This window comes from Streptomyces sp. CRCS-T-1 (assembly GCF_024442335.1).
GTDB classification, from domain to species: domain Bacteria; phylum Actinomycetota; class Actinomycetes; order Streptomycetales; family Streptomycetaceae; genus Streptomyces; species Streptomyces koelreuteriae.
The window spans coordinates 3,382,899-3,405,759 of sequence record NZ_CP101651.1; the positions used below are offsets into that span (position 1 = coordinate 3,382,899).

Annotated in this window: 22 protein-coding genes; 19 read left to right on the forward strand and 3 right to left on the reverse strand. The window is 67.1% G+C overall.

Annotated elements, in window-relative coordinates; all coding sequences use genetic code 11:
* Positions 1-56: 56 nt before the first annotated feature.
* From NNW99_RS15035 to NNW99_RS15045, 3 genes are read left to right on the forward strand one after another with little or no spacing between them, the layout of a single operon-like run.
* A complete protein-coding gene (locus tag NNW99_RS15035) occupies positions 57-2,087 on the forward strand; it encodes a hypothetical protein (protein WP_215119629.1) in 2,031 nt (676 codons plus the stop codon).
* Complete coding sequence (locus tag NNW99_RS15040; RefSeq protein ID WP_215119631.1) at positions 2,077-3,357, forward strand: NYN domain-containing protein; 1,281 nt, start codon at positions 2,077-2,079, stop codon at positions 3,355-3,357. Before NNW99_RS15035 ends, NNW99_RS15040 begins: the two co-directional genes overlap by 11 nt.
* A 31-nt stretch (positions 3,358-3,388) precedes the next feature.
* The gene (locus NNW99_RS15045; RefSeq protein WP_215119635.1) at positions 3,389-4,585 is read left to right on the forward strand and encodes an acyl-CoA dehydrogenase family protein; all 1,197 of its coding nucleotides are present in this window, start codon (positions 3,389-3,391) and stop codon (positions 4,583-4,585) included.
* Positions 4,586-4,595: 10 nt separating this feature from the next.
* Here NNW99_RS15045 and NNW99_RS15050 read toward each other — a convergent pair whose 3' ends face one another.
* From NNW99_RS15050 to NNW99_RS15060, 3 genes are all read right to left on the reverse strand, one after another.
* A complete protein-coding gene (locus NNW99_RS15050; RefSeq protein WP_215119636.1) occupies positions 4,596-5,822 on the reverse strand; it encodes an LCP family protein in 1,227 nt (408 codons plus the stop codon).
* 52 nt (positions 5,823-5,874) lie between these two features.
* Positions 5,875-7,800 carry a glycosyltransferase gene (locus NNW99_RS15055; protein WP_215119638.1) on the reverse strand — a complete coding sequence of 642 codons (1,926 nt, stop codon included), beginning with the start codon at positions 7,798-7,800 and terminating at the stop codon, positions 5,875-5,877.
* Positions 7,801-8,149: 349 nt separating this feature from the next.
* On the reverse strand, positions 8,150-8,425 hold the full coding sequence (locus NNW99_RS15060; RefSeq protein ID WP_215119639.1) for a GntR family transcriptional regulator: 276 nt from the start codon (positions 8,423-8,425) through the stop codon (positions 8,150-8,152).
* Positions 8,426-8,514: 89 nt separating this feature from the next.
* Here NNW99_RS15060 and NNW99_RS15065 point away from each other — a divergent pair, with 89 nt between their 5' ends.
* The 16 genes from NNW99_RS15065 to NNW99_RS15140 all read left to right on the forward strand — a co-directional run bounded on the left by NNW99_RS15065 (position 8,515) and on the right by NNW99_RS15140 (position 22,766).
* Positions 8,515-8,733, forward strand: a complete 219-nt coding sequence (locus NNW99_RS15065; protein ID WP_215124624.1) for a hypothetical protein — start codon at positions 8,515-8,517, stop codon at positions 8,731-8,733.
* Entirely contained in the window at positions 8,730-9,083 is a 354-nt protein-coding gene (locus tag NNW99_RS15070; RefSeq protein ID WP_215119640.1) for a hypothetical protein, read from the forward strand. Before NNW99_RS15065 ends, NNW99_RS15070 begins: the two co-directional genes overlap by 4 nt.
* A gap of 216 nt (positions 9,084-9,299) precedes the next feature.
* Complete coding sequence (locus NNW99_RS15075; protein WP_215119641.1) at positions 9,300-9,956, forward strand: hypothetical protein; 657 nt, start codon at positions 9,300-9,302, stop codon at positions 9,954-9,956.
* A gap of 137 nt (positions 9,957-10,093) precedes the next feature.
* Positions 10,094-10,981, forward strand: coding sequence for a hypothetical protein (locus NNW99_RS15080; RefSeq protein WP_215119642.1), 888 nt, complete (start codon positions 10,094-10,096; stop codon positions 10,979-10,981).
* Between the two features lie 110 nt (positions 10,982-11,091).
* A complete protein-coding gene (locus NNW99_RS15085; protein WP_215119643.1) occupies positions 11,092-12,063 on the forward strand; it encodes a hypothetical protein in 972 nt (323 codons plus the stop codon).
* A gap of 854 nt (positions 12,064-12,917) precedes the next feature.
* Complete coding sequence (locus tag NNW99_RS15090; protein WP_215119644.1) at positions 12,918-13,217, forward strand: hypothetical protein; 300 nt, start codon at positions 12,918-12,920, stop codon at positions 13,215-13,217.
* A 1-nt stretch (position 13,218) separates the two neighbouring features.
* A complete protein-coding gene (locus NNW99_RS15095; protein ID WP_215119646.1) occupies positions 13,219-14,424 on the forward strand; it encodes a WXG100 family type VII secretion target in 1,206 nt (401 codons plus the stop codon).
* Between the two features lie 14 nt (positions 14,425-14,438).
* Entirely contained in the window at positions 14,439-15,389 is a 951-nt protein-coding gene (locus tag NNW99_RS15100; RefSeq protein WP_251057806.1) for a hypothetical protein, read from the forward strand.
* A gap of 40 nt (positions 15,390-15,429) precedes the next feature.
* On the forward strand, positions 15,430-16,161 hold the full coding sequence (locus NNW99_RS15105) for a hypothetical protein (RefSeq protein ID WP_215119647.1): 732 nt from the start codon (positions 15,430-15,432) through the stop codon (positions 16,159-16,161).
* 1,029 nt (positions 16,162-17,190) lie between these two features.
* Complete coding sequence (locus NNW99_RS15110; protein WP_215119648.1) at positions 17,191-17,862, forward strand: hypothetical protein; 672 nt, start codon at positions 17,191-17,193, stop codon at positions 17,860-17,862.
* A gap of 2 nt (positions 17,863-17,864) precedes the next feature.
* Complete coding sequence (locus NNW99_RS15115; protein WP_215119649.1) at positions 17,865-18,944, forward strand: hypothetical protein; 1,080 nt, start codon at positions 17,865-17,867, stop codon at positions 18,942-18,944.
* Between the two features lie 403 nt (positions 18,945-19,347).
* A complete protein-coding gene (locus tag NNW99_RS15120) occupies positions 19,348-19,662 on the forward strand; it encodes a hypothetical protein (RefSeq protein ID WP_215119651.1) in 315 nt (104 codons plus the stop codon).
* A 3-nt stretch (positions 19,663-19,665) separates the two neighbouring features.
* A complete protein-coding gene (locus tag NNW99_RS15125) occupies positions 19,666-20,970 on the forward strand; it encodes a putative T7SS-secreted protein (protein ID WP_215119654.1) in 1,305 nt (434 codons plus the stop codon).
* Positions 20,948-21,436, forward strand: coding sequence for a hypothetical protein (locus tag NNW99_RS15130; protein ID WP_215119655.1), 489 nt, complete (start codon positions 20,948-20,950; stop codon positions 21,434-21,436). Before NNW99_RS15125 ends, NNW99_RS15130 begins: the two co-directional genes overlap by 23 nt.
* Positions 21,433-22,116, forward strand: a complete 684-nt coding sequence (locus NNW99_RS15135) for a hypothetical protein (RefSeq protein WP_215119656.1) — start codon at positions 21,433-21,435, stop codon at positions 22,114-22,116. Before NNW99_RS15130 ends, NNW99_RS15135 begins: the two co-directional genes overlap by 4 nt.
* Complete coding sequence (locus NNW99_RS15140) at positions 22,113-22,766, forward strand: hypothetical protein (protein WP_215119657.1); 654 nt, start codon at positions 22,113-22,115, stop codon at positions 22,764-22,766. The genes NNW99_RS15135 and NNW99_RS15140 overlap by 4 nt, the downstream gene beginning before the upstream one ends.
* Positions 22,767-22,861 lie beyond the last annotated feature (95 nt).

Consider the following 22,861-nt stretch of genomic DNA (forward strand, 5'->3'; position numbering starts at 1 on the left):
ACGCGGGGGGCACACCGGTGAGAGCAGTCGCAACAAGCAGGGCATACACAGCACATATGCCGGTGTGGAACAGTGACCGGCCACGTCTCCTCCGGGTGCTGCTCGCGCTCTGCGCCGTAGCGGCCGTCTTCGCAACCGCCACCCCGGCCCGGGCGGCAGAGGCCGACGCCCCGGCACCCGTCACCCAAGCCGCCCACCTCGCCGACCGCCTCCGCGAGAACCCCGTACACGTCACCGACCAACTCCCGCGCGAGATCCCCCGCTCCACCGCCCCCGGCTTCGCGAGGCTCGCGAAGAAGACCGGCGTCCCGACGTACGTCCTGGTCCTGCCGTCACAGAGCAGTACGCAGGCACGGCAGTTGCTCGGCGCGGTGCACGACCGGCTCGGGCGGGACGGGTTGTTCGTCCTGATCGACGAGAGCGGGATCACGGAGGCCACGGCCTACGGCGTGCGCGCACCGGCCGACGCCGCCTTGACCGTCACGAGGTATGAACTGCCCTATGACGCCGGTCCGTTGCTCAGCTTCGAGAGGTTCGTCGACGTCATCGCCCAGGGCGGGAAGAAGGCCACCGCCCGGGCCGAGGCGGCGCGTGAGACGTACCGGGACGAAGAGCCCGCCGACCTGTACATCGGCCCGTCCGACCGCCAGAACCAGTCGTTCGTCACGGGCATCCTGCTCACCGGCGTGCCCCTGACGATCCTCCTGGTGGCCGGCTTCGCGCGTCGCCGCCGCCGTCGCTCCGGGGCCGGACGGCGTGTCCCCCGCTGGGTCGTCCCCGGCGCGGCCGTGCTCACCGCCGCCGCCCTCGCCCTCGCCGCCCCCGTCGTCTTCGACCAGACCAGGTCGAGCGCGGCGGAGCCGCCCACCCCCGCCGACCTGTCCGCCCGGGTCGACCGGGTCGCGGCGGGCCTGAAGAAGGACCCCGTCTACGCCGACCCGGAGAGCCCGAGGGTCCTCGACTCCCGCCGACTGGACCGGCTGCACGACCGGATCCGGGACTTCCGGCGTTCCGACGGCCGCGGCCCGGTGTACGTCCTGCTCGTGCCGCAGACGCCGGAGAGTGAGTCGGCCGGCGACTCGTGGCTGTTCGCCGCCGCCGTGCACGCCAAGGCGCGCCAGGACGGGCTGTACGTGGTGGCCGCCCCGGACGACGGCACGATCGACGTATACAACTACGGCCTGCGTATCGACGCCGACCGCCTGTCCTTCGATCTGCCGGACGCGGTCACGTTCGGCGACAGCAGGGCGGACGAGGCCGACGACCATCTCCTCGGCGAGCGCCTCGACAAGCTCATGACCTTCCTCGACAAGGCCCCGCGCACGGACCGCCCGGACTTCGAGTCCGCGCCGGCCGCCGCCCCGAAGGCCGACGAGCACACCCTTCCGCCCCTGTTCGCCACCGACTTCCTGCCCGGCCTGTTCGTGGGCGCCTTCGCGGCCCTCGTGCTGTCCGCCGCCCTGGCGGGCGTGATGTGGACCGGCGGCCGTCTGCTGCGGCGCCGCGATCCCGCTCCCGAGCCCACCGACCGTCTGCCCTTCACGGCGCCGACCGAGCCCTCTGCCTCCTACCTCCGGCGCACCGCGTACACCGAACTCATCACCCTCATCGGTGAGTTCACCGATCCGGACGACCGCACCCTCGCCTGGGACCACCTCGACGCGGCGATGCTCCTGGTCGACGGCGACCCCGACCGCGCGCGGGCGTCGGGCACGGATCCCGCGACCCTGGTCGCCGTCATCGTGCTCGCGCGGGCGGGCCGGGCGGTGCTGACAGGCGACTCGGACGGCCTGTGCTGCGGGGTCAACCCCCTGCACGGCCCCGCCGTCAGCCGTCACCACGTCCGGGTCGCCACGGAGGGCGTCGCCAGACGGCTGCTCCCCGTCTGCGAGCCCTGCCGCGACACGGCCATCGCCGAACCGAGCGGTATCCCGGGCAGGCTGCTGAGGCTGCCCGACCCCTCCCTCGGCAACAGCCGTGTCCCCTATTACGACTGTGACGACGCGAACGACGGCCCGCTGGCCGCCGTACCCCACGGAATCGCCCGGCTGATCGACAAGGTGAGGGAGACCGCAGGTGTCCACTGACGTCAAGCGCGTGACCACCGTCCTCACGGCGCTGCTGCTGGCGGCGCTGACCACCACCGCGAGTCCCGCCTGGTCCGCGGACAGCGCCGGGCCGAGCGCCGGGCAGCGCATCGCCAGCGCGTTGCGCACCTCTCCCGTCTACGTCGACGAGGCCTACGCCGATGCCGTACCGCCGTCCCGGCAGCAGCAGTTGGAGCGGCAGATCCGGCGCACGGGCCTGCCGATCAAGGTCGTGCTCAGGCCCCTCACCAAGGGCGACGCCTTCGACGGCAACTCCGACATCCTGGCGGGGACGGTGCGCGACCGGCTCCCGGATCAGCGCGAGCTCCTCCTCATCACGACGGACGGCGACTTCGCGGACTCCCTGAACGGCTACGAGTGGCCCGCCGACACCCACCAGACCCGGGACGCCGTGAGCGCCGCCGGATTCCTGGACGAGACGCGGGACGCGGGACTCGCCGACCTGACCGACAAGGCCGTGGAACTGGTGGCGGAGGGCAAGGGCACGGAGCGGTACGAGGAGGCGATCAAGGACCTGGACGACGCGGCGGCGCCCTCCGCGACGCCCGACGGCCAGGGCGACCCGGACGACTCGGCGGCGACCTCGGCCGCGTCGTACTCGGGCGGCTCCGCCTGGTGGCTGCTCTTCGGCGTACCCGTCCTGGCCCTGGCGGCGGCCCTCGCGGCCCGGGGCGGGATCCGTCCCCGCCGGGCGGCCCCGGCCGTGCCGCAGCTGGTGTTCGCGACGGCCCGCGCGGCCGACGAGGCGGAGCTGCGGCGCCGGGCGGAGGCGGAGGTCCTGGCGCTCGGCGAGGCCACCCAGTCCGCCGACCTCACCACCACGCCGGGCCTCCAGCACGCCCTCGACGCCTACGCCGCCGCCGGCAGGGTCCTCGACGAGGCCCGGGGCCTGCCGGACCTGGCGGGTGTTCTGGCCCTCGTCCAAGAGGGCGAGGACGCCCTGACCGGCACCGCCGACACGGCCCTCCCCCGCTGCTTCTTCCACCCCCTGCACGGCCGCGCCGCCCTGCGCACCGGCTGGCGTCCGCTCGGCCGCCGGGACCGGCTGGACGTGGCGGTGTGCCAGGAGTGCGCGGACGCCCTGCGGAACCGCCGCGCCCCGGAGGTGCTCACCGACACGGACGAGGACGGCCGTACGGTCCCCTACTTCGAGCTGCCGGCCGAGCGGAGCGTATGGGCCGCGACGGGGTACGGCTCGCTGAAGGCGCCGCTGGCCGGGATCAACTCCAGGAGGATCAGGGCCCGTTGACACCGGGCCCGGGGGAGGTCACGGTGCAGCCATGACTTCGGGCACGCGAGACACCGTTCTGCCTGTACCTCCCACCGACACCGGCCTGGTCGAGCGCGTCCGCGAACTCGCCCCTCTCGTCCGCGGGCACGCCCTGCGGACCGAGCGGGAGCGGCGGGTGACGCGGGAGGTCGTGGAGGCGCTGACCGGGACCGGGATCCAGCGGATGAACGTGCCCCGGCGGTACGGCGGTTATCAGAGCGGTCTGCGCACCCAGGTCGACGCGCTGGCGGAGCTGTCGGCGGCGTGCGGTTCGGCCGGTTTCATGACGCTGATCCAGGCCGGATGCGCGTACGTCGCCGCGCTCTTCCCCGACGAGGCGCAGGACGAGATCTTCACCAGCCCCGACGTGCGCGTCGGCGGCAGCCTGATCCCGAGCGCGACAGCCGTCCCGACGGGCGACGGCGGCTATGTGGTCAACGGGACCTCGCCCTTCGCCACCGGCTGCCGGGACGCCGACTGGCATCTGCTGACCGCCCGGATCGAGGGGCGGCCCGAGACGGTGTGGACGGCCATGCCCGTGGCCGACCTGGAGATCCTCGACGACTGGCGGGTGTCGGGGCTGGCGGGCAGCGGCAGCAACAGTGTCGTGGCGCGCGATGTCGTCGTACCGGCACATCGCGTACTGCCGGTCGCCCCGCTGCTCGGCGGTGAGTTCGCGTCGAAGGCCAACGCGGAGGACCCGTTCTACCGGGTGCCGGTGCTGCTGATGTTCTGCGTCTGGGCGACGCCGAACGCCCTCGGCCTCGCCCGCTCGACCCTCGCCGAGTTCCGCGAGCGGATCCACCGGCGGGGCATCACGTACACCTTCTACGAGCGGCAGAACGAGGCTCCCGTCACGCATCTGCAGACGGCCGAGGCGGCGTTGAAGATCTCCTGCGCCGAGCATCTGACCGACGAGATCGTCACGCTGCTCGGGGAGCGGGCGGCGAGCGGGGAGCCGTACACGACCGAGGAGCGGGCCGGGGTCCGGGCGCGCAGCGGCTATGTGGCGCGGCTCTGCCTGGAGGCCGCCGACCTGCTCGGCTCGGCCTCGGGCGCCTCCTCCCTCCACGAGGAGGTGCCGATCCAGCGGTCCGTACGCGATCTGCGGGCGCTGAACCTGCACGCCTTCGTCCATCCGGCGACCAACCTGGAGCTGTACGGCAGGGTGCTGGCGGGGCTGGAGCCGGGCACGCCGTTCCTCTAGCCGCCCTGTCTCATGGGCCGGGCGGGCGGTCCTCCCGTATCGCCGCGAACAGGGCGCGGGCCCGCCGGTCGTCCCACTTCACCGCGCTGCCCTTGGAGGTCCGCAGGTCCGGGTCGGCCACGGGCACGTTGAGCTGGTTCCCGCCGCCGGCCGTGGCCTTCTTCATGGCCTCGAACAGCTTCATGAGGTCGGGCAGTTCGGTGCCCTCGTCCACGATGAGTGTCTCGAGGCCGGCGTCCAGGGTCGGGAAGGACTTGGACGGGTCGGCGAGGGTGGACGGGGTGGCCGCCTTGTCGGCCAGGGCGGCGAGGAACTTCTGCTGGTTGCGGGTACGGCCCAGATCCCCCTGGGCCTCCTGCTTGCGCTGCCGTACGAAGGCCAGCGCCTCGGAGCCGTCGAGGGTCTGGCACCCGGCCTGCAGATCGGCGCCGGAGTCCTTGTCCCGTACGGCCTTGTCCAGGCACATGTCGACGCCGCCGACCGCGTCCACCACCCCCACGAAACCGGCGAAGCCGATCTCCGCGTAGTGGTCGATGTGCACGCCGGTGTTGCGTTCCACGGTCTGCACGAGCAGGTCGGGGCCGCCCAGCGAGAACGCCGCGTTCAGTTTGTCGGGCGTGGCCCGGTAGCTCCGGCCGGTGTCGGGATCGACGTAGGGCGGGAGGGTCACCCAGGAGTCGCGCGGCAGGCTGAGCATCGTGGTGCCGTTCGCCCCGGTGTGCAGCAGGATCACCGAGTCGGTACGGCGGCCGTCGGTCGAGCCGGTGTTGAGGTCTTTCTTGTCCTTCTCCGACAGTCCGTCGCGGCTGTCGGAGCCGACGACCAGGTAGTTGGTTCCCTCGCCGGGCGGCACCCGGCTGCTGAGCGTGCCGAGGTCGACGTCCTGGTTGAGCCGGGTGTCGGCCCAGACGTAGGTGCCGGCGCCGGCGAGGGCCAGGACGGTGGACAGGACGGCGGCGGTACGCACGAAGCGGCGGCTCTTTCCGGCCCGGCGCCGGGGGTTTCTGCTGCCGGTGCTTCTGGTGCCGGGGTTTCTGCTGCGGGCGTTCTTGTCGCCGCCTCTTCGTCCCGGCTCCTCGACGTTGCCGTCGTAGCGGCCGGGCGCGGCCGACGAGGACATGCCGGGCAAGGGGGCGGTACGGATCGAGGGCGGGGGCACCAACGGGGACGCGGACGGGACCCTCCTCGGGTCCCGTCCCGCCCGCTGGTCCGCCGCGGGGTCGGTCCAGTCGCTCATCGGCCCATTCCGCTGTCTCACCTCGGCGATGCTGTGGGGGGATGCTGTCGGTTCAACGCATAGGCACGCTCTTATACGGAACCGGCCCACCGATCTGTTCAGCGGCCGTGCCGGAGCGCTGCATCCGCTGCCACCGCAGCCGGCTCCCGACGAGCAGCGCGACCAGCGACTGGATGACGACGAGATACATCAACTGCCGGTAGACGATGATCTGGAACGGCATCGACCACAGCGCCCGCACCGGCTCCCCGTCGAGTCTGAGCGCGTAGCCGGAGCAGACGATCTGCACGCCGAAGAAGGCGAACCACACCGCGGCCGACTCCACCGGGTCGCGGAACAGCACGCCGTACAGGGCGTAGACGTCGATGACGGGCGCGAGCAGCGGCAGCGCGACCTGGAAGAGCGCGAGGTAGGTCAGCCCGCGCCGCCCGAACCGCCCGGCGGTCCCCCGGCCGAGGAGCGCGCCGCGGTGCTTCCACATGGCCTGGAGCGTGCCGTAGCACCACCGGTACCGCTGCCGCCACAACTGCCTGACGCTGGTGGGCACTTCGGTCCAGGCGACGGCGGACTCCTCGTACAGCACCCGCCAGCCGGCCCGCCACAGGGCCATCGTCAGGTCGGTGTCCTCGGCGAGGGTGTCCTCGCTGACCCCGCCGACGCCGATCACCGCGTCCCGGCGGAACGCCCCGATGGCGCCCGGCACGGTCGGCATGCACTCCAGCACCTCGAACATGCGCCGGTCGAGGTTGAAGCCGAAGACGTACTCGAGGTGCTGCCATCTGCCCAGCAGGGTGCGCCGGTTGCCGACCTTGGTGTTGCCGCTGACGGCGCCCACGGCCGGGTGCGCGAGCGGCTGGACGATCCGCTCGATGGCGTCGGGCTCGAAGACGGTGTCGGCGTCGACCATCACGACGATGTCGTGCCGGGCGTACGCGAGCCCGGTGTTGAGGGCGGCGGCCTTCCCGGAGTTGGGCTGCCGCACCACCTCCACCCGCGCGTCCCCCATGTTCTCGGCGATATCGGCGGTCCGGTCGCTCGACCCGTCGTCGATGACGACGACCTGCAGCTCCCGATGACGGGAGTCGAGCAGCGACCGCAGGGTCGACCCGATCCCGGCCTCCTCGTTGTACGCCGGCACGAGCACGGTCACCGGCCCCGAAGCGTCCCCCATCCAGGGCGCCCCGGTCCGGAACCGCTCCAGCCGGCGCACATGCGCCCGCGCGAACAGGGCCAGCAGCAACAGCCTCAGCACACCGAGCCCGCCGGCGATGCCGAGGATCCAGATCATGGCCGTGGAGAAGACCTGCCCGATCCGCGTGACCCAGACGAGCCCCTCCCCCGACCACCGCTCGACGAGGGAAGCCGACTTGTACGGCACCAGCCCGAGCCCGTCGGACACGGTGGTGAACCGTTCGACGCCCCGGTCCTTCAGCAGCCTGCGCGCCTCGGCATACGCGCTCTCCGTCTGGCTCAACTGCCGGACGATCCCCTGCGCCGGCTTCCGCGCGCCCTTGTCGGCGGCGACGAGCACGTACCCGTACCCGGTGGCCCGCCGCGCCGCGTCCCACTCGCGGCCGCAGAGTGTGTCGGGGGTGGTCGTCCGAGGCATCCGCAGCAGATTGGTCCGCTGCCCGGTGGTCCCGGCCAGCGCGCTCTGCGTCAGCTCCAACTCGGCCTCGAAACGGGGCCCGGACGACTCCCCCAACACGGCCCCGGTGTACGTGTTGGACCCGATCTCATGCCCCTCGGCCCGGATCCGCCGCACCAGCTCGGGATGCCGGGCGGCCTGAGCCCCGTGCACGAAGAAGGTGGCCCGCGCGTTGTTCCTGCGGAGAAGATCCAGCAGCCTCGGGGTCCATACGGGGTCCGGCCCACCGTCGAAGGTCAGCGCGACGGTCCGCTCTGGCATCCCCCCGGTCCGTATCCCGTCCCGGTTGATCCCGATCACGGGCCCGCCCTTCGCCACGGCATCGGGCACGGGCGAGGCACAGGGCGACCGCGTCTTCGCCGCGTCGACCTCGTGCTGGGTCCACCCCTCGAAGATCAGAAAGGCGAAGACGACGGGGAGCGTGAGGGCGAGGAGCAGCCAGTGGGCTCGGGGGTCGCGGGACTGTTTGTGCCGGCCTTTGCTGCGGCGCGGCGGGGTGTGGGGGGACGTGGTGGAGGTCAGGGGGTGTCACCGCCCCCGGGCCCTCCTTCACGGCCACGTCGGAAGACGCCGCCTCTTCTCGGCTTCGGGTGCTGGGCGTGGTGGGGGGTGCGCATGGGGCGGGAGTGTAGTTACGGGGTGCCGGTTGGATGGCCGTAACAGCAAATCCGGGCGGAACCTAGGCCTGCGACTCGTGCTCTACGGTCGGCGGTGACACGTAGGTCCCCCGCTGCGGAACGGTGAAGACCAGCCCTTCCTCCACGAGCACTGCGATCGCCCGGCGCACCGTCGTACGGGCCAGACCGTACTGCTGAACCAGTTGCGACTCGCTGGCGATCGGCCGATTGGGCTGCCAGTCCCCCCGCTTGATCCGCGCTCGCAGGATCTCGGCGAGCTGACGGTGCGGGGTCACGGGGCCCTCATGATCAATTTCTGCATCAGGCTGGAAGTTCATGATCAGGGAGCTACTCGTACAGGCACGCCCTCGCGTGGATGCTGAGCCTGTGCACCCCACGCCCCCGAGGTCGACACCGCCTCGGCGCGGTGCCACCTCTGCGCGTCACCGGCACCCCACCGCCGCCTCCCCGCTTCACCGAACGACTCGCCGGCAACGCATGCCACGTCGTACGCCCCTACGTCCTGGACCCCACGGAATACCGCCGCCAACGCGAACGCCGCCGAGCCGCCCGCCTGGCCACCTACGGCATCGACCTAGGACCGAAGCACATCCACGGCGTACGAGTCCCGGCGGCCACCCGATGACGCGCCCGTCGGTGCGCATGTGCACCCGCTGCGAGCGCTCCACGAACGAACCGATCCCGATCCGGATCCCGCTCGGCAAATCCCCCACCCGAACAGGCCCCGGCCTCACCATCTACGCCTGCCAGGAGTGCGTCACCCACTCCCCGCCCCTGCAGGAGGCGGTCGAACTCCTGGAATCCACCCACCCCCGCTCACGCATGACCCTCCACGTCTGCAAGGTCAACGCGAAGGGCACCGTGACCGAGGACCACGGCAAGGTCGAGATCCTGGCCGGCGGCCCCCACGAGCCCGTGCCGTACACCTCCACATACCCGCCATGCGCCTGCCCTCGATGCGGGGCGACGCGATAGCAAAACACCCAGCCATACCGAACGCCCCGGACGCTGCACGACCAAGCGTCCGGGGCGTTCACCGTTGAGGCACGATCAGGACACAACCCGCTCCACTACACCCTCATACGCCCTAAATGCCACGGCAATCGGCCAAGTTCGCTCTGGCGAAAGCGAGAACCCCGCCGATAGCGTCTGTCCCCTGAACTCACATCTATCTCACGGGGAGAGTCCACTGTGAAGCGCCGCCCTTTGCCCGTTGCTGCCGCGCTGGCCGCGACGGCAGCACTGCTGTTGACAGCCTGCGGCAGCGGGGACGACAGCTCGAAGAGCAACGACAACATTGCAGGTGCCGATACGGGCGAGACTGCGACGTCGGCTGCACCGAGCGCCAGCGCATCCGGTCCCGCCGATAGGCCCAAGATCACGTTCCCTGAAGGCGTGGAGAACAAATTCGAGGGATGGAAAACGGGTCATCCGGCCAAGGATGCGGTGCTGTCCGACGTAGCGCAGACGGTGAACGCGGTGGACGATGCAATCCTCCGCGGCGACAAGAACTCGAAGACCCTCGCGTATTACCGCCAGGGCAATGCGCTCGTGAGCGCGCAGAAGTGGGTCCTGGCCTGGCTGGACGAAGACCTCACTTGGACTGGCGTTACCCGCTACTTCAAGCCGAATGTCAAGGTCGCGGACACCGACACAGCCGCTGTTGTCTACTGCGCCGACGAGAGCAAGGCCTTCAACAAGAATCGCAAGACCGGAACAGTGGACAAGGCACCGTCCGAAGAGAGCCCGTACGTCAAGTACAGCACGCAGCTCAAGAAGAGCAGCACCGGGGTCTGGCAGACCACGGAGGTGCTCTCGAAGAGAGGGGACAAGACGTGCGCGTCCTGAGCCGTGGCTTGACCACAGCAAGTGTTCTCATCGTGGCGTTCGGAATGACCATCGGCCATACTGCGGCAAAGGGGCCAGGGGCATCCGAGGCTGAGGTCAACACCAGCGGCAAACGGTCCGGAAGCGACCTTGTCTCCATGATCAGGTACACGGGCACCGCCGCAGGCAGTGGACGTGACGGTGCGGGAAACGTCACGCCCGTAGACAACTGGACCCCGCCCGCGTGCTGGTACGAACCGCGCTCTGCGCAGGAGTTCTCCAAGTACGTGGAGAACATGTACGACGAGACGGTCAACACTCCGGGTCAGCACAGCTACGCCAAAGCTTCCGTCGGCATGTTCCGCGACGAGTACAAGGACGGAAAGTACAAGAACTACAACCTCGACCAGAAGGATGAGGGCAATTGGTGGGTGGCTGTCCGCGACGAAGACCGCTGGACGGAGCCTGAGGCCCAGCTCTGCGACAAGCAACCCTTCTGGGTCGAGAACGGTACCGCCCCTCCCGTGGAGAACGCGGTAACTCCGCAAGTCCTCGCCGAACTCGCCTACAACCGAATCCAGTTGCCGACGACCGAGGTAACCCTCGCCCCCGAGGAGACCACCAAGGTCAATCTCCCCACCTGGGCCTGGTTGGACAAGGCCCGGTTCCAGGAGACCTCCGTCACTGCGGCGCTCAACGTGGGCGGCCTCAACATCCAGGCCACCACCACCGCCAAGCCGGTCTCCCTGAAACTGGAGCCAGGTACGCCCGACGCCGAGACCTATCCCGCCGCCGGCGAGTGCACGATCAACGATGACGGCTCGATCGGCGAGCCGTACGCGAAGGGCAAGGCCGACCAGACACCCCCGTGCGGCATCAATTACCTTCGCTCCTCCGGCGACAGCACCTTCAAGCTCCAGGCCACCGTCACCTGGGAGATCACCTGGACCGGCACGGGCAATCCCAACCCTACGCAGCTCCCCAACGGAACCTTCGGCAACGACCAGAACGTCGCCGTGCAGGAGATCCAGTCCGTCAACAGGTGACACCCCTGGATGCCTCGTTTTTGTACGGCCGCAGAGAGCTTCCCCCCTACCCGGGCTGACTCTTCGCGGCCGTTCACGCTCCGGCGCTGATCATCGTATGGTTACGCCCCATGTGGCCAGGAAAGCAGCCGCCCGAGGGCGGGCAGGAACCCCAGCAGCCGTCGGCCGGGCAGCCATCGAATCCGTACCTGGAGCCCGGATACCACCAGCCGAACCCATTCCAGCAGCCGCAGGCGACGAACGCGCCCCCGCAACAGCCCGGTATGCCGGTGCCCCCGTCGTCGAGCGGCCGCCGGAACCGCAGCACGATCATCGCCGTCACCGCGGCGACAGCCGTCGTAGCAGCCGCGACCGCAACCGGCTTCCTCCTGCTCGGCGGCCGCGAGGACGACCAAGCAGGTAGCGCCCCCTACACGACGTCTACGCCGCAGGCGAATCCGAGCAACCCTCGGGACACGGAAACAGACGCGGATGCCGAGACCCCGACCGTCAAAGGCTGGAAGGTGGTGACGAACCCCGACCAGGGAATTGCTTTCGAGGTTCCGCCGCAGTGGGCACTCCAGTCCCCTGACTGGGTCACGTATGTCTCCGAGAACGACGACCCGGAAGACACCCCGCTCATCGGTATGCGCGCCCCCGCGTACTTGAAGGAACAGTGGTGCTCCTCGGACGAGGACAAGGACGGCACCGAGGAGCACACGCCGTTGGCCGTCGCAGGTTCCAGAGGCAACAACGGCGCTCGGAGTACCGAGGAGATTGCCGGCTCCGACCCCGAGACCTGGGTGTACGGGCAATTCACCCAACCCGACAAGACCAAGGTGAGACCGGGCGAGGTGGAGCCGTTCACCACGAACTCCGGCATCAAGGGGAGCCTGGGAGTCGCCTGGTCCGTGGACATGAAAAAGACGCAGAAGTGTTCGACGGACGGCAAGGCATGGACCTTCGCCTTCAAGAACACCCAGGGAGACCTGACTTCCTGGTCGTTCTTCGGCGCCACGGGAGTGTCCGACGAGGTACCGGAAGCGACGGTGCGGAAGATCGCCGCCACCGTACGCCTCTACAAGGAACCGTCGGGTTCCTGACAGTGAGCAGCCCAGGAACGGATGGGTTGGAGACCAGCAGCGAGGCGTAGGCCGGGGTGAAGCACAACTCGACCCGGTCTCCGCGCCGCCCGAATGGTCGGACTCAGCACGGCCCTCGTCACCGCCGCCCTGGATGTCGCCTGCGTGTGCCGGACCGCTGAGGCCCAGCACACGGACCGCCGCGCTCTTACCGTTCGCCACGTCCTTGACTCTTGGCTGCCGCGACCCGGTCGACCCAGTAGGTGAGGGCGGACGCCGCAAAGTAGCGGTTCGCGTGTGCGCCCTGGCCGTACTCCCCCTGACAAAGGCCTCAAGGCGAGCCTGGGCCGAATACGCCACATCACGCGTGATCGCGTCCTTCGTGGCGCCCCCGGTCGGCTCGTTCTCGACCGGAGAAGTCGCCGCCCCAAGGCCCATCAAGGCCGATGCGATCGTGTGACCTTCGTAGAGATTTCTTCACGATAGCGATCGCCTCCGTGGACACACTTTCACCAGTCCCGCCGCTGAGGAAAGAGGCGCCGACACGCGCACAACACGAACCCCGCCCTCATCCACACGAATCACCCAGTTCTATGGGGAAGTTCGCAGTGGCGAACCGTAGAACCGAGCAGATACCGTCGTAGCACTTGGCAGACCGATACTGCTTCTCGGGGGATTCACTTGAAGCGCCGCCTTCCGTCCTGCGCACTGCCGCGTCCGCCTCGCACCTCCCACAGGGACCCACGCGACGGACCCTTCGGCCGCTCCCCTGACATCGCCGCCCAGGCGCTCACAGCCGCCAACCACTGATCCGGCACAGGCGGGGTCCGCAACTCCGCAGGGCCGCCACCAACCGACAGAGACTGAATCCCCAGATGAGCGATCTGCGCCTCGAAGACACCATTTTCGAGCACTTGAAGAAGACTTTCTCCTCCATCAGCGACCGCATGGAGGACGCCCGCCGCGACCTCCGAGGCACAGATTCCTCGGCGGTCGGTGAGAGCCAACTCGTCGAGGACGTCCAGGACTTCGCCGATGACTGGGGCTACGGCATCAAGCAGCTCGGCAAACACACCCACGGTGCGGTGAAGATGATCAACAAGATCGGCGAGACGTTCGACGGCCTTGACCTTGAGCTGGCTCAGTCGCTCAAGGCCAAGAAGAAGGGCAAGTAGCGTGGCTGGTCAGCGCACCGTCCCTCCCAACATCGGCTGGGACCCCACTCCCGGAAGCGTGGAGGACACCCGGGAACTCGCCAAACGGCTGGGCAAGCTGGCGGGCGAACTGGGCACAGCAGTACGAGAGCTGGAGCGAATAGAGTGCGGCGCCTGGAAGGGCAAGACCGCTGTCGCCTTCACCGAGTACATAGGCGAGGACGTCACCCCGCTCATCCGCAAGAGCCACGAGTCCTTCGACAAGGCATCCCGGGCACTGCACCGTTGGGCCAACGACCTCCAGGACTTCCAGGACGAGACGGACCGGCTGGAGAAGAAGGCCGGGGAGAAGCTCGACGCCAAGGCCGAGGCCAAGGAAGGTACCGACGAGTACGGCAAGGCCTCCGGCGATGTCACCGGCCTCATCCAGAAGGTCCATGAACTCGAGGACCGCTACAAGCAGGCCGCCGCGAAGATCAGCAAGGAGCTGGACAAGGCCGCCGACATCGCCCCCGACGAGCCGGGCTTCTGGGAGAAGCTGGGCAACGGCATCGCGGACGCCTGGGACGCCACCGGCGACTGGCTCAAGGAGCACGCCGACCTGATCAAGGCGATCGGTGACGTGATGGGCGACATCACCGCGGTCCTCGGAATGCTGGCCATCGTCACCCTCCCGTTCCCGCCTCTCGCGGCCATCTTCGGCACCGCCGCACTCATCGGCGCGGGCCTGACGCTGGCGACGCACGGCGTGGCCAAGGCGGCCGGTGCGGATGTGAGCTGGGCCACGCTCGGGCTCGACGCAGTAGGGCTGCTCCCCGGCATCGGAATGTTCGGCAAGGGAGTCAAGGTGGTCGGCGCGGGCAAGGCCGCGTTGACGGCAGAGAGGCTCGGCAAGGGCTTCAGTGCGACCAAGATCGGCAGTTCGCGAGTTCTGATGTCCTTCGGCAAGGAGTCCGCGGATATTTCCGGAGGGCTCGGCAAGGCCGGCTTGGTGAAGATCGGCGGCATGTCCAACAACGTCTTCGAGGTTGCGCACGGCAGCAGCGGCTTGATGTCTCGCATGGGTGGCCTCTCTTACGCGGGCTACCATCAAGGGCAGCTGATCGGCTCCAAGGGAGCCAACATGATTCCGGGGGTGGCCATCAACCCGTTCAGCGCGGGTGGCATAGCCCTCGACGCCGGCCTCAAAGTTGCCCCCAAGATCTACGGACACATAGCGGGTGACTAGCCAGGTGTTTCATCATGGCGCACCAAGTGGCCGTGAAAGGATTTGATGACATGAGCCTTTGGTGGCCCGATTCCGGAGAGACTCTCATCGCCCGTGCTCCGCTGACTTTCGCGACGGGCGCAGCCACTCCGGTCAAAGGAATGCGCTGGTTTCGCGATGCCGAGCGCAATGACATCCAGAACGAACTTGACGGTTGGCCCGAAGGCCCCGCCTACACTGTTCGTTCCACTGCGAGTACCGTCGGCCGGAACACCCTGAAGGGCGCCGCCATGGCTGCGGGCTTGGCTGTGATGGGCCTGCTGTCGTCCCAGGCAGGCAGCGTCGGCCCAGGCCGCTCAGGCAAAGGCTCGGACACTTCGCACGACCGGGCTGACGAGGTGGAAGACTTCCCCGTCATGTGGGCTGCTCCTGGCAGCGTCGCCCGTACCCTGCCCTGGCAGTTGGACCCCGCCCGCTCCCCGCAGGACCGGTACCGCACGCACGCCGTCATCACCGACCAGCGTCTCGTGCTCGTGGGCTTCCCCTACGTCAAGGGAGACGAAAAACGCATCGCCGATGAGTTTCTCTGGGAGATCCCCCGGTCCGGCATCGAGAGGGTTGAACTGAGAGACTTCAAGATCGGCAACGATGCAAAGATCGCGTTCACTGACGGCTCATGGTTCAGGGCAAGCAGCATCAACCGGGAGAGGCTTACCCGGTACTTGATCGAAGCTCCCGACTTCATCCCCCTGGCATCACTCACACAGCCCCAGCGAACCACTGCCGAAGGGTTCGCGACAGCCCAGGCATCAGATGCCCAACCGCCTCTGGTCAAGCGAAACTCGTGCGGCTGTTTTCGTATCGAAGTGCTGGCTCCGAGCACCGTGCACGCTTCCTTTGGCCACTCCGGGCTGAACACGGTGATGGACGCGAATGGCACCGAACTCCGTCTGACGGAGTACCACCAGGAAGACTTCCTGACCTGACCCTGGCTCTGCACTCAACCAGAACGGCGCACCACCCGACATGATCCCCGCCGCTGACTCCACTCACGCACAGCACGTCAGTGCCGCTGACGGGAACGTCCCACCCCTCTGGTTCCTCGCACCCGAGGGCTTCTTCGCTCTGCCCATAGCCGCCACACCAGAGGAACGCAGCGAGCGCGCTCTCTCCTTCGTGCAAGAGCTGTACTCCCGCGGCGATGAAAGCATATGGGAGCCTGCCGCCCCCTACTACGCGGCGATAGCCGAACTCATGGGAGATACCGGCGTCTCGTATGCGGCGATGGGATTGTTCTCCACGGCAGAGGAAGGCGACTCACCGGCTGGACAAGTGATCCGACACGAGCCTGCCGAGGGCATCGCCCAATGCGCCCTCACCGTCGCCATTGCTCCGACGAACCACGCTGGTACTGATACCGACGTCGTCGCCCAGGGAGTCCTCGCAACCCTCTCCAGCGACCCGTTCAACAACGCCATATGGCTGGACCTGCCCTGCGGCCCGGCGGTGTTGTGTATCACCTTGCGCGAATACGATCTCAGCGCTGAACTGACGGCCGGCGGTGAGGACACGAAGCTCCTCACAGGCCAGATTCAGGTCCATGTGCCTTTCCCCACCGGACCATGCACCGCGATCTTCACGCTCTACACGGCGTCCATGGACCACTGGACGGAGATCTACGGCTTGATGTCGGCCGTCCTGCAGACGGTGTCCTTCGTCGACCCTGCCGAGGCACTCACTGAGCAGGGCGGTGCGTGAAGCTCGGGTCGGGGTCCCGGCCCCGTTTGTCCCGCTGTTCCAGGCGTATCGCAACCAGTTGCTGGCACGGTGGATGGATGAAGGCAGATCGAGCTGCTGAAGGGGGGCTCCGTACTGAGCCACGTTTGGTTGATGGCCAATCGGCATCACCTCCCCACCGAGCCCCAGTCACACCGCGGATGGGGCGGCTCAGTGGGCTCCGCGGGAGTCGGTACGGTCAGCTTCGAATACCAGACCCAAGCCGACGGAGAACCAGCCACTGCTGTCCCCTGAGCCCAGCTGACGAATGCTGGCGACAACCGCCGCCGCTCCCACCGGCACCAGTGGCACCCCCACGACCAGAAGTTCAACCCCCGCACCGGCTCGAGGGGGGGCCGCCCTTCACTGACAGCGGCTTATCAGAACCCGGTTCCACCACACGAGCAGCCACGAGCAGGCGGCCCTCCACCCGCTCCCCTCGACAGATCACCGCGCTCGTCGCCATCCTCGGACTCGCCGACCGCCCCCGGGGGTACGTGTGGGGGCAGGACAGGGGGGCGATCCGAAGCGGCCGCGCCGTGCCGGGGCCGCGACGGCTGTGAGAGCACGGGGTCCCGGTCCGCGAGTTCCGCCGCCTCAGCGGGCCCCGGCATCTGTCTACGCAGCCAGGAGCGTGTCACCGACTCCCGACCCTGCAGGATGCCGCCGTACTCCTGGAATCCCCCTACCGCCGCTCAAGGTAGAGATCGTGACCGGCGGTGTCCGCCGAACCCGTCCCTTACACGTCCAACTGTCCGCCATGCTCTTGCCCTGACTGCAGGGCGACGCGATAGCAAAACACCCAGCCATACCGAACGCCCCAGGACGCAGCACGCCCAAGCGTCCGGAGCGTTCACCGGTGAGGCACGATCAGGACACGACCCGCTCCACTACACCCCTATACGCCCTAAATGCCCCGACAATCGGCCAAGCTCGCTCTGGCGAAAGCGAGAACCCCACCGATAGCGTCTGTCCCCTGAACTCACATCTGTCTCACGGGGAGAGTCCACTGTGAAGCGCCGCCCTTTGCCCGTTGCTGCCGCGCTGGCAGCGACGGCAGCACTGCTGTTGACGGCCTGCGGTAGCGGGGACGACAAGTCCAGCGACAACGACAAGATCGCTGGCGCCGACCAGGGAACGAAGACGCCGAAGGAGTCGGCGTCACCCGCGGGAGCGCCAGCAGGGGACAAGCCGGACGGCGTGGACGTGTCGCTGCCTGAGGACATGGACCTGGTCTTCGACTGGGACAAGCCGAAGGACAAAAACGAGGCGGCTGCGATGGAGGATGCCGCCAATTTCGTCCGTGCCATCTACCGGGGCGTCTACAAGCGCACGTCCAAAGACGCGGGCGTGACCGCCTATTCCACGGGCGAGGGGCTGCACTACGCAAAGACCCAGATCAACAGCAGGGTCGACGGCGGCTGGACGGCCACCGGCACCCGTCGCCACTACCAAGCCACCACGCGGTCTGCCCCGAACGGCAGTTCAGTGGAAGTCGCGTTCTGCGTGGACTCGAGCAAGTTCTACGGCAAAGAGGTCAAAACCGAGAAAGTCCTGAAGAGCAAGCCCAGCATCGCTGACTTCGACTACTTCAAAATCGTGATGGTCAAGTTCCCCACGGGTGATGACCTCTGGCAAGCGTCAAAGGTGTTCGTGGAGACCAAGGCGGAGAAGTGCCGGTGAACATGGCGCGCCACACCATCCTCCGCACGGGCACGGTTGCACTGACGCTGACCCTCGGCACTCTCGTCCTTACGGAACCGGCCCACGCGGTGGAGCCAACGGGCAACGGCCAGGGCGCCAGCGCCAGCCAACAAGGCGGCGGCGACAAACAAGGCGTCTACGCCGCCGCCCGCATCCAGTACTCCGGCTCCGTCGCCAAAGGCGGCGGCACCGGAAACGTGACGTCCACGGACGTCAACTGGACACCCCCTCCCTGCTGGTACGCCCCCTACCTCGGCGCCAAGGACTTCAAAAAGGAGATGTCCAAGCACATCGACAGCCAGCTGAACACGCCTGGAATGAGCGGGACCCCGGGCGCGGCGCTCGGCGAGACCAAGCGCCACTACGAGGACGAGTTCGACATCCCCGGGAAACCCGGCTACAAGGACTACAACGTCGAGAACGACGGCAAGGGCATGTTCTGGGCCGGCGTCGAGAACCCCAACGAGCCGGACTACCTCAAGCGGACCTCGTGCACGGACCTCCCGTTCTGGGTCGAGAACGGCGATGCCCCGCCGCCCCAGTACGAAGAGGCCATCACCCCGGAGATCCTCGCCGCTCTCGCCTACCAGCACATGGAGCTCCCCGACACCAAGGTCACCCTCGCTCCCGAGGCCAACACCAAGGTGAACCTGCCGACCTGGGCCTGGCTCGAGAAGGCCGTCTTCGACGAGGTCCAGGCCACAGCCGCCCTCAACGTCCCCGGCTTCAACATCCAGGCCACCACCACCGCCAAGCCGGTGTCCCTCAAGCTGGAGCCGGGCACCGAGGACGCCGAGACCTATCCCGCCTCCGGCGAGTGCACCATCAACGCCGACGACTCCATCGGCGAGCCCTACGCCAAGGGCAAGGCCGACCAGACACCGCCGTGCGGGATCAAGTACCTCCGCTCCTCCGGCGACGGCACGTACAAGCTCCAGGCCACCATCACCTGGGACATCGCATGGACCGGCACCGGCGGCGCCGGCGGCGACCTCCCGAACGGCACGTTCGGCAACGACCAGGACATCACCGTCCAGGAGATTCAAGCCGTCAACAGGTGAAGACGCCGAGCTTGAGACAGCAACACCGGCTGGCACGGTGACTCCGGGACACCGTAAAGCAGTTGCTTCACTCGCGTGACTGCTTCTGCTCGCCGAGCGCTGCGCAAGGCGGCCCGACCTCCGGCCCTGCGACACTCAGCCACCGTTCGTAGATGTGAAGACCCCGTGGCCAGGCCTCCGCCACCAGCAGCCACGTCCGTACCATGGGACATCGATTCGGCAAGCTTCAAACCGACTGGTCCCGGGGCGCACATTCCGACGGATGGGACGTGGGCATGCGGCACCAGATGTTCGGGCTCTACTGCGCGGCGTAATCAATTGTTGACAGCCAGCCTTTTGCGACTGTGACGGTGGTGAGCCCAACGAGAGCATGCTGACCACGCAAGTGTTAACGGAGGGGCCCATGGGGGAGCACGAACGCCTGGTAGTCGACTACCAACTTCTGGAGTCTTCGAAAAGAAATCTGAGGGACATCAACAGAGCCCTAAATGGCATCGACGATCACCGTGCCGAAATTCATGACATTTGGGGCCATGAAAGCATCGCCGGCAAGATGGACCAGTTCGTGAGCAACTGGGACAACTATCGCCGTGAACTCCTTGAAAATGTCAAGGACTTGAGCGAGCAAGTTGAGACGTCACTCAAGAGCTTCGAGAAGCTCGACATCGATCTCAAGAACGCGAGCGAGAAGAAGCGCGGCAAGAACGGGGGAAAGTAACCGATGGGTACGGGCAAGGGCAAGCGGCGACCGGTCGACTGGCACCCGCTGGCAGAGAAGGACCCGATCCCCGGCGACCCGGAGGACATCCGCGATGAGGTCCGCAAGATGAAGGACCTCGCCTCGACCCTCCGCGACCAGGCCGGCATCCTACGCAAGGCCGCCGACGGCGACGCGCTGCAGGGCAATTACGCCGACAAGATCCGCGAGAAGTCCGGCGACCTCGAGAAGCGCTTCCGCGAGACGGCGGCCCGTTACGAACGCGTGGTCGGCGACCTCGGCAAGTGGGCCAACGAACTGGAGGGCTTCCAGGAACGGGCCGACGGCGTCCTACGAGCCGCGAAGAAGGCCGACGAGGACCACGCTGCCGAGGTGAAGAAGAAGGAAGCCGAGGCCAAGAAGGACGACAAAGACGGCGGCAAGAAGGCGTCGGAGGAATCCGACCCCAACAGCCACTTGGCGCCGTACCACAAGCAGCTCAACCAGGTCATCTCCGACCGCAACTCCCGCGCCCAGCATTACGCCGAGAACATCGACAAAGACATCTCGGACATCATCAAGGACAGCAAGTGGGAGGACTTCAAGGACTGGGTTCACGAGCATGCGGAAGCGATCAAAACCGTTGTTGATATCTTGAGCTGGGCAGCGACCATTATCGGAGTCATCGCCCTCCTCTTCACGCCGGTCGGATGGCTGGCGACCGCCATCATGTTGACCACCATCGGCCTTACAGCACTCGTCGGTGTCGGGCACACGCTGTTGGCTCTCTCCGGTGACGGAAGTTGGGCGGATGTCGCCATGGACGTCTTCGCGCTAGCGACCCTGGGATTCGGCAGCATCGCTCTGAAGGGCGTGAAGTCCGCAGCGACAACACTCAAGGCTGCTAGTAGGGCGGGACGGTTCCAGCGGTACTCGAATCTGCGCAAGATGCTCGACAAGAACATCATGCGATACGGCACCGACTCGGCCCGCGGCGCGAAAGCGGTGCGCGCGAAGGATGCACTGCGACAGATCGGGGCCAAGGAAACACGGCCCGGGACGAACCGACTTGACCGCCTGCTGAGCGGCGAGGAGGAGGTCGCCAGTGCGAGCAAGTTCGCCAAGAGCATGCGCGCCGAGTTCGGCGGGAATCCCGATGTGGCGAAGGCAGCCGACGCAATGGACAAAGCCGCACTGAAGTTTAAGCTGAACTACGGGGCTGCCACCACGGTAGACGTGGGTGACAAACTCGGAGAAAAGGGCCCCTACGCGGACCAATACGGTGACGCCAAGGATGTCCTGAAGCGTGAAGTCGGGAGCCGATGGTGACCACTCCGGAGTGCGAATCGACCAACATAAACCGGATGCGACGACATTCAAAGCAGAATTCGAGGGAGTGGAGATAGTGGCAACAATCCCGGCGAAAAGTCCACGGGAATCACAGGCCATGAAGTTCCTTGCCGCGTACACACTGATGCCGATTCTCTGTTTCGCCTTCCAAGACCTCGGCAGCAAGTACGGCGGAATGGATTGGCTTACCTACGGTTACGCGGCATGGCCGTTGATGATCGCACCTGTACTGATGCTGGTCCTGCTTCTCAGGAACCGAGAACTCATCCGTAACCCGCGGACGGGTTCCAACTTCTCCCAGACGATCAAGATCGTTGCCGTCATGTACCTGATCTGGAACATCATCGGGGCCATCGGCTACAGCTGGCTGGCCGTAGTTTCTGTGCTCTCCTCCCTGACGATCCTGATCGCCGACCGACAGCTCAAGAAGCAGGCCCGCGCGTGAGCACGCCCGATACAGAGCAACAGCCACCCGCCGTCGAGGTAACTGCTCCCCGCGGCTACGAGCTCATCCTGCCACCCGGCTGGGTCCGCATCCCTCTGCGGGAGGGAACGAAGGAAGCACTCGAGAAGCTCCTCTTCTCACACATGGGGCAAGTCCCGGAGGACATTCCGCGGGATGATGCGATGCGCTTCCGGCTGGACATGCGTCGCCAGTTGGAGAAGCAAGCGCGCGCGGCCAGGAGAAACGGTGGCCTAGACCTCTACCTTCCGGCGCTCCCGCGCGGAGGAATCTTCCTCATGGCTTCTTTCATCGTTGCCGAGATGCCAATCGGCCAAACCCATGCCGTTCCTCCACAGGCAGTGATCGCTCAACTGGCCGACGAGGACATCCCCGGCGGAACGGCGACAAGAGTCGACGTGGCAGGGGCACCCGCACTCCGCCGCGACTACCGCTCCACCCCTGACGAGGGAAAACTCAGTTCCGCGCCTGAAGCCGTACAGCAAACTGCCCTGCCGACGCGGCGGGTCGAGTACGTGCTCCCCGTGGCGGACGATCCCGGTCGCTGGATCAGCATCAACTTCTCCACACCGGGTGACGGCGATATCGACAGTGAATTCACCGGCGTGCTGGTCGAGTTGTTCGACGCGGTGGTCGGCACGTTCAGATGGAGTTATGAGTGAGCTGGCTCAACGTCAAGCACGCCATGGATCTGTCCCCTTGGATCCGCATCCCGCTCATGTGGCCGGAACCGGGCCTTGAGGACGTCGATGAGGCACAAACGCCTGAAGCGTGGGCACGCTACTTCGCCGAGGGCCTCTGGGCGGATTTCGCATCGGAGAAGCCGAAACCGGGCGAAGTGGACCTGCTGAGCAACATCCTGTTGATGTACGCCGTCCGGGCCCCTGCAGCCTTTCCGGACTTCGAGGTCTTCCTCCATCTCCCGCACCCGCGAGACATCCCGCTTCCTGCGTACGTCGACCTGGTGGAGATCGAGGAGGGCGAAGACCAAAGAACGGCGCTTCGTGAGCTGACCCACGCCGATGCGAGCTACGCCGTCGAGCCCCCCATCGTCGAGGACTTCGACTCCCCGCATCTGGGAACCGGCTTGCGGGTACTGCGCTACTACCAGGACGCGGACAGCAACGAGGTGCACGTCGGCCTCCGTTACGCCTGGCGCTATGAGAAGGGCACGGAAGCCGCGGACGTCCTGATCATCCTGGCCGATCCCGACGCCGGCCGGATCCTCCGGGCTCTCGACGATGTCGACGAATTCGCCCGCACCATCCGGATCAGCCCGGATGAGGAAGTGGGTACTTGGAATTCCTCGTGATACTGGCGGCTGCATCGTGCGTTGGCCCAGAGCTCACCTTGGCTCGCGGAAGGAAAATCTGCGACATGGCCTCTTCCGTACCGGAAAGGGTGTTT

Bases quoted from the DNA above. Each gene is read 5' to 3' on its own strand.
- NNW99_RS15090 (WP_215119644.1), top strand. From the start codon at position 12,918: ATGAGCGATCTGCGCCTCGAAGACACCATTTTCGAGCACTTGAAGAAG.
- NNW99_RS15120 (WP_215119651.1), top strand. From the start codon at position 19,348: ATGGGGGAGCACGAACGCCTGGTAGTCGACTACCAACTTCTGGAGTCT.
- NNW99_RS15035 (WP_215119629.1), top strand. From the start codon at position 57: ATGCCGGTGTGGAACAGTGACCGGCCACGTCTCCTCCGGGTGCTGCTC.
- NNW99_RS15060 (WP_215119639.1), bottom strand. From the start codon at position 8,425: ATGAACTTCCAGCCTGATGCAGAAATTGATCATGAGGGCCCCGTGACC.
- NNW99_RS15050 (WP_215119636.1), bottom strand. From the start codon at position 5,822: ATGAGCGACTGGACCGACCCCGCGGCGGACCAGCGGGCGGGACGGGAC.
- NNW99_RS15070 (WP_215119640.1), top strand. From the start codon at position 8,730: ATGACGCGCCCGTCGGTGCGCATGTGCACCCGCTGCGAGCGCTCCACG.
- NNW99_RS15100 (WP_251057806.1), top strand. From the start codon at position 14,439: ATGGCGCACCAAGTGGCCGTGAAAGGATTTGATGACATGAGCCTTTGG.
- NNW99_RS15125 (WP_215119654.1), top strand. From the start codon at position 19,666: ATGGGTACGGGCAAGGGCAAGCGGCGACCGGTCGACTGGCACCCGCTG.
- NNW99_RS15085 (WP_215119643.1), top strand. From the start codon at position 11,092: ATGTGGCCAGGAAAGCAGCCGCCCGAGGGCGGGCAGGAACCCCAGCAG.
- NNW99_RS15115 (WP_215119649.1), top strand. From the start codon at position 17,865: ATGGCGCGCCACACCATCCTCCGCACGGGCACGGTTGCACTGACGCTG.
- NNW99_RS15045 (WP_215119635.1), top strand. From the start codon at position 3,389: ATGACTTCGGGCACGCGAGACACCGTTCTGCCTGTACCTCCCACCGAC.
- NNW99_RS15080 (WP_215119642.1), top strand. From the start codon at position 10,094: ATGATCAGGTACACGGGCACCGCCGCAGGCAGTGGACGTGACGGTGCG.
- NNW99_RS15105 (WP_215119647.1), top strand. From the start codon at position 15,430: ATGATCCCCGCCGCTGACTCCACTCACGCACAGCACGTCAGTGCCGCT.